The organism is Patescibacteria group bacterium (assembly GCA_022560785.1).
GTDB lineage: Bacteria > Patescibacteriota > Minisyncoccia > Phycocordibacterales > JADFSL01 > JADFSL01.
In genome coordinates, this window is record JADFSL010000027.1 from 1 (window position 1) to 6,846 (window position 6,846).

General features: G+C 39.0%; 8 protein-coding genes. All 8 read left to right on the forward strand.

The annotated features are described in order from the left end of the window. Window positions 1–431: 431 nt before the first annotated feature. The gene (locus IIB50_02625) at window positions 432–1,982 is read left to right on the forward strand and encodes an efflux RND transporter periplasmic adaptor subunit (protein MCH7529988.1); all 1,551 of its coding nucleotides are present in this window, start codon (window positions 432–434) and stop codon (window positions 1,980–1,982) included. A gap of 16 nt (window positions 1,983–1,998) precedes the next feature. Then, complete coding sequence (locus IIB50_02630) at window positions 1,999–2,703, forward strand: ABC transporter ATP-binding protein (protein MCH7529989.1); 705 nt, start codon at window positions 1,999–2,001, stop codon at window positions 2,701–2,703. Between the two features lie 121 nt (window positions 2,704–2,824). Beyond that, window positions 2,825–4,069: an ABC transporter permease gene (locus tag IIB50_02635; GenBank protein MCH7529990.1), complete on the forward strand. Its 1,245-nt coding sequence runs from the start codon at window positions 2,825–2,827 to the stop codon at window positions 4,067–4,069. Between the two features lie 6 nt (window positions 4,070–4,075). Beyond that, window positions 4,076–4,696 carry an arylesterase gene (locus tag IIB50_02640; protein MCH7529991.1) on the forward strand — a complete coding sequence of 207 codons (621 nt, stop codon included), beginning with the start codon at window positions 4,076–4,078 and terminating at the stop codon, window positions 4,694–4,696. Window positions 4,697–4,781: 85 nt separating this feature from the next. Then, entirely contained in the window at window positions 4,782–5,657 is an 876-nt protein-coding gene (locus tag IIB50_02645) for a hypothetical protein (GenBank protein ID MCH7529992.1), read from the forward strand. Between the two features lie 39 nt (window positions 5,658–5,696). Continuing rightward, entirely contained in the window at window positions 5,697–5,900 is a 204-nt protein-coding gene (locus tag IIB50_02650) for a hypothetical protein (GenBank protein ID MCH7529993.1), read from the forward strand. Between the two features lie 78 nt (window positions 5,901–5,978). After that, the gene (locus tag IIB50_02655) at window positions 5,979–6,143 is read left to right on the forward strand and encodes a hypothetical protein (GenBank protein ID MCH7529994.1); all 165 of its coding nucleotides are present in this window, start codon (window positions 5,979–5,981) and stop codon (window positions 6,141–6,143) included. A 5-nt stretch (window positions 6,144–6,148) separates the two neighbouring features. After that, window positions 6,149–6,658, forward strand: coding sequence for a Fic family protein (locus IIB50_02660; GenBank protein ID MCH7529995.1), 510 nt, complete (start codon window positions 6,149–6,151; stop codon window positions 6,656–6,658). Window positions 6,659–6,846: the final 188 nt, after the last annotated feature.

Here is a 6,846-nt window from a genome sequence, read left to right on the forward strand (position 1 = left end):
GGAAGGGACTTGAAAAGGTTGCCTGATATTTTGTGAAGAATGAAACAAAATATCGACAACCTGTACTGATCCTGTAAGGATCGAGATTCCTAGCCCGGCAGCTCTGTGGAGGATAACGAGGTTTCGATGAAAGACATGCTTTCATCTGTCCGGTAGCACTAAATGGAAACATCCTCATCAAAAATTCAACGGCTCAACGCGTTGAGCCGTTGCGGAAAATAGATTTGAGTCCTTGTCCGGTAGCACTGGGCGGAAACAAAAAAGAAAATATTTTAGATGGAGATACTATAAAACTTACACTAACATTTTAAATAATATAATCTCTTTATTGGAATGTGCCGATGAGTCTGAAATTCTGATTGTATTTTAGTAATAAAAAAGTGCTCGCAAATTCTTTATAAAGCATACGACCAGTGATATAATCACGTAGTATGTTTAGCTATCTTACGCGCCCGGCCTTTTTTATTTCTGCCCTGCTCATCGTTGCAATAGGAGGATTGGTGTTTGTGGCAGTCAAAGATGATGGCCCTCAATATGATACTGCAATAGCAGAGCGAAAAGACCTTATACAAGAGGTTAGTATTATTGGTCGCGTGGTAGCGGCTCAACATGTAGACCTCGCATTTGAGAAAATAGGAAGAGTAGCCTGGGTTGGGGTTGATGTTGGAGACAGGGTTTCAAAAAATCAAGCACTTGTTCGCCTTGAAAATGGCGATGTTGTGGCTTTGATGAATCAGGCAGAGGCAAATCTCAAGATTCAGAAAGCAACACTCAGTGATTTAGTAAAGGGATCCAGTGAAGAAGAAATAAATGTACAAAAGGTCAAAGTTGCAAATGCAGAGGTTTCGATTCAGGAAGCAAAACAAAATCTCGTTGACAACATTCAGGACGCATTTACTAAATCAGATGACGCAATCCGCAATAAAGTAGACCAGTTTATCAGTAACCCAAACGGAACAAGTCCACAAATGGATTTTACAATATCTAGTAGCCAACTAAAAAATGATATTGAACAGGAGAGAGTAAATATAAAAAGCATTTTGTCACTATGGCAGTCATCTTTGTTAAACCTTTCTACCGTCAGCGTTTTAGATTTATATACGACAGAAACAAAAACCAATTTGAACAGCATAAAAGGATTCTTAGATGATGTGTCTCTCGCAGTCAACACAGTGTTGCCAAGTTCAACTCTCACGCAGACTACCATTGACGGGTACAAGAGTGATGTGTCAATAGCGCGGACGAATATTAATATTGCCATTTCAAATCTATCAACTGCTGAAGAAAAATTGACTACGGCAGAATCTGCGCTTTCCCTCGCTAAACAAGAACTCATTCTATTGGAGTCTGGTGCAACGCCCGAGAAAATAGCGGCACAAGAAGCTAAAGTGGAAGAAGCAGATGCCAGTGTAGATAACCACAGAGCACAAGTCGCAAAAACCACCATACACGCTCCCATAAGCGGCATTGTAACCGAGCAAGAGGCAAAGGTGGGGGAAATTGTAGCTGCAAATTCAAATATCGTTTCACTTATCTCAACATCTCAATTTGAAATAGAAACGAATATTCCCGAGGCGGACATAGCAGAAGTTGTCGTTGGTAACACCGCTTTTGTGACTTTGGATGCATACAGTGATGACGATATTTTTAATGCAATCGTTGTCTCAATAAATCCTGCAGAGACAATCATCGAAGGCGTTGCAACCTATAAAGCAACACTGCAATTTGAAGAAAAGGATGAACGGATAAAGTCGGGTATGACAGCAAATATTGATATTATCACTGCTTCAAAAGAAGCAGTTATTGTAGTGCCGACCCGTGCTATTATTTCACAAAACAAAAACAAGATAGTGCGCGTTCTAGAAAATGGAATAATGAGAAGCATTGTCGTAGAGACAGGGATCCGCAGCTCTGAAGGTACCACGGAAATTGTATCCGGTATAAAGGAAGGTGACGAGATAATAGTCCTTATAAGAGAATAGTGGTACATCAAAACGTATGAAGATTATTGATGCTCGTGATATAGAAAAAACGTATCCCGATGGAACCCGTGCCCTTCGCGGGATTTCTTTTTCGATTGAGGAGGGAATGTTTGTTGCCATTATGGGTCCGTCAGGCTCCGGCAAATCAACACTACTTCATATCCTTGGGTTTTTGGATAAAGAGACCGATGGCACCTATCTTTTTGACGGAAAATCCATGAAAGACTATTCAGAGGATGAGATAGCGCATGTACGAAACAAGAAAATGGGATTTGTGTTCCAGATGTTTAATCTCCTTCCGAGAACAAGCGTACTTGATAATGTGAAACTACCATTGATCTATTCTGACGTAAAAGAATCTGAGTGGGACAAAAAGGCATTTGAGGCTATCGAATCGGTAGGAATGTCACACAGGATGCACCATGATTCATCCCGCCTCTCAGGAGGTGAAAAACAAAGAGCTGCAATGGCACGAGCATTGGTAAACAATCCGCAGATTATTTTTGCAGATGAGCCGACCGGGAACCTTGATTCAAAATCAGGGGAAATGGTGATGGAGACTCTCCAAAAATTAAACGATAGGGGACACACGATAATACTTATTACACATGAGACTTACACCGCCGAACATGCAGAACGAATTATTCACATTCGTGATGGAAGGGTCGATAGTGACACTATAGTAAATAACCGAAACAGAGTGAAAGACTTCACAAAATAATGGGATGAATCCCGATAGTAATCACGGACACTGAAACACATTATGTTAAGAAAATTGATTATAAACAGAAGTTTAATATTTAGGCAAGGATTGAACTAGTCCGTGCCCTATTACTATCGGGATGAATATAAAATACGCATTAAAATCAGCAGTTATCGGTCTTCAGACGAATAAAATCCGTTCACTTCTTACGATACTCGGTATTGTTATCGGTATCGCCTCCATTATTTTAATGATGTCTATTGGAAAAGGTGCGGAGAATTTAATTTTAAACGAGATAAGTGGATTTGGTGCAGAAACTATTGTTATACGACCAGGACAGGAGCCAACTGGACCGAGCGACATAGGGGCAACACTGTTTTCTGATTCTCTGACCAAACGGGATGTTGAATTACTTAAGAAAAAAAGCAATGTTCCTCATTTGGTAAACATTATGCCTGCAATAATTGTCCCCGGCAGCGTTTCGTATAAAGGGGAAACGTATAGACCAACCATTTTTGGGGGAGATTCAGAATTTTTTTCGGAAGCATTCAATGTGTATCCTGAAAAAGGTATATTATTTAGCCAAGATGATATAAAAGAAAAAGCAAGTGTTGCCGTCATTGGTTCGAAGGTAAAAGAGGAGTTGTTTGGAGATTCTGATGCAGTTGGTAAATTTATAAAAATAAGGAATAAAAAATTTCGAGTTGTTGGTGTATTTGCTCAAAAAGGGCAATCAGCTCTCGTAAATTTTGATGAACTCGTGATTGTCCCTTATACAACTGCGCAATCATATTTGTTGGGCATAAGCCACTTTCATGAAATCATTGTTGAAATAAACAATCCGGACAATGTTGCGCAATCAGTCCTTGATATAGAGGAAACACTTCGCGAATCTCACAACATCTCTAATCCTGATAAAGACGATTTTTTTCTTGTTACATCTAAAGCGGCTGTGGATCAAATAAGGTCCATTATTGGCGCACTGACTATCTTTCTTTCTTCCGTGGTGGCTATTGCTCTTGTAGTTGCTGGTGTGGGGGTTATGAACATCATGTTGGTGTCGGTGACAGAAAGAACGCGTGAGATTGGATTGCGTAAATCACTCGGTGCGACTAATAAAGATATACTCACTCAGTTTTTAATGGAAGCGGTGATTCTGACCGGTATTGGAGGGATAATAGGTGTTGCACTAGGTTCTCTGCTTTCATTTTTAACCGCTCTCGCTATTAGCAATTTTATGGGACTGCAGTGGGAATTTTCGTTTCCGTTTTCTGCTGCAATTATGGGGATAGTCGTATCCACTTTTGTCGGTCTTGTGTTCGGGATCTATCCGGCACGAAAAGCATCTAAAAAAAGCCCCATAGAGGCATTGCGGTATGAATAACTACTTATGAAATACAGCACCATTATTGTTATTGCAGGCATTGCCATAATTGTTGGCGCTGTATTTCTGTGGGTAAATCAGAGGGATTTTGAAATACGAAACTATCCTTCGCAGGGAGAAACTATTATTGCATTTGGCGACAGTCTTGTTAAAGGTATTGGGGCACAGGAAGGTAATGATTTTGTCTCGGTGTTGTCTGCGCAGATTGGAGAGCCCATAGAAAACTTTGGCAGAAGCGGGGATACGACAGAGCGCGCACTTGGGAGGATTGACACGGTTCTTGAAAGAAATCCAAAAGTGGTACTTGTTCTATTGGGAGGCAATGACTATATATTGAGAACATCAAAAGAAAAAGTGTTTACCAATCTTGGAATGATAATAGAGGCAATACAAGAGAGGGGAGCTATCGTCATTCTTTTGGGAGTTCGTGGCGGGATTCTCAAAGACGGCTACAAAAAAGATTTTGAAAATCTTGCCCGAGAGTACAAAACGGCATATATTCCAAATGTCATTGATGACATCATTGGCAATCCCGAATTTATGTTTGACTCTATTCACCCCAACGACAAAGGCAACAAAATAATTGCCGACCGCATATATCCCATCCTCAAAGAGTTGATTGAGTAAAAAATATTTGATATTGCATAGGACTTTCCTATGTACATAGGAAAGTCCTATGCGTTGGTTGTGGAGTGTTTGGTATACTAAAGATATGAAAAAAACCTTAATTACAATATTGGTACTTTTTGTACTCGGTGGTGTTGCTTACTTTCTAACGACAACTTATACAAAACCAGAAATAGCAAAATTGACTGATACAAAATCGTACGAAGTCATTGGAACTTCTGTTGATGGCAGAGAAATTCAAGCGTATCGGTTTGGTACGGGAGAGCACACTCTTGTCTATGTTGGGGCTATCCATGGAGGATATGAATGGAATACAGCATTACTAAGCTATAAGCTCATTGATTACCTTGTTGATAATCCTGAGAATATTCCCAACAACATCTCCGTGGTAGTAATTCCAGTTGCAAATCCAGATGGTCTCGCTATTGTGGTAGGCACGGGAGAGCGATTTGATGCTACAGATGCGCCACAATTTGATTTTGCCGATGAGGTATCTATAAACGATTTGGTGGTTGCTGGTCGTTTTAATGCCAATGGTGTAGATATCAATCGTAACTTTGATTGTAAATGGCAGACAAAAGCCGTTTGGCGCACAGAGACTGTAGATGCGGGGACTACAGTATTCTCAGAACCAGAAGCAATCGCACTCCGCAACTTTTTCATATCAGAGAAACCAAAGGCAGTCGTTTTTTTCCATAGCGCAAGCAATGGGGTATACACATCTTTCTGCGAAGACGGTCCTCTACAAGGTACTGTTGAGCTTTTGGCAACATACAGCGGTGCATCCGGCTATACTCGCTTTGATGACTTTCCGTACTATGAGGTTACTGGAGATGCGGCTGACTGGCTTGCGACACGAGGAATTCCTGCTATTAGTGTGGAACTGGAAACTCACAGTGTGATTGAGTGGGAAAAGAATTTGGCTGGTATAGAAGCAATGTTCGCACTGTATTCAAAATAAATTTCTGAATTAACTCTAGAGGTATGGTAAAATATATATATGGAAGAGCAGATTTTACAGAAAATAGAGGAGCAAGGCAAAAAAATTGATGATCTTCTTCAGACAGTCAATAAATTACGCAGATATTTTCTTGCGATTATTTGGATAACAGTTATTCTTTTTGTGCTGCCACTTATTGCAGCTGTGTTTGTTGTCCCCGCTTTTTTGGATACATATCTGAGTTCCTTTGATGGGCTTCTCTAAATTAAAATAAGAATTAGTAAAAATAACTTATAAAAGTTGAATTTTGAAATTATTCAATATATAGGTATAATATTGGTAATGAAAAATATGATTAAAAAAATGTTCTTATGGGGTCATCAAGCTAAAGATGATATCAAAAGCAACCACATATCAACAACCCAAATAAAGAGGAAAAAAGAAAAAGCTATTCAGCATGTAGGAGAGCGTTATGGTCGTGCCATTTCACGCCTTTCTGATACTTAATTCCGATGCTTTATTTTGACGAGGACGATCTTGAACTTATTTTCAATTTAATCGTCAAGCACTACTCTGATCGAGAAGATGTTCCCAATTATCTTAATGAACAAGAAGGAATCAAGAATCTTCTTGGTGTTTTTGAGCGTGTGCATATGGATTTTTACCCTTCTCTTATTGATAAAGCGGTGTGTCTTTTTGTTCAAATCAACAAAGGACATTTTTTCTCAAATGGGAACAAGAGATTAGCGCTTGTTACCGCAATCGGTTTTCTTAATATAAATGACAAAAAGGTTGCTAATCTAAGCAGAGAAAAATTTAAAGAAATATTACTATCACTTTTTCCAAAATGTGAAGATACTCTTGAGGACCAAAAGGACTTCTCTCCTGAGGAATATGCGCTTTATAATCTTTCGGTTATTGTAGCAGATAGCTATAGGCATATATCAGAAAAGGAAGGTTTTGAGGTATTAAAGCAAAAGGTAGCAAATCCGATATCCTTGAAGCAAAACGTGAGTGTTTAGGTAATTCCAATCTTCTTAATTCTAATTATCTACTAATAGTGTGTGACACTGAGAGATTAGCATATGATGTAAGCAAACAACCTTCTTTAAAAAAACTAGATAATTATACAGCTTTTAAAAAAAATATTTGCAAAACATTTAACTTCAAATATGTTGATTACTTTATAAATAACACTTTCAACATTTCC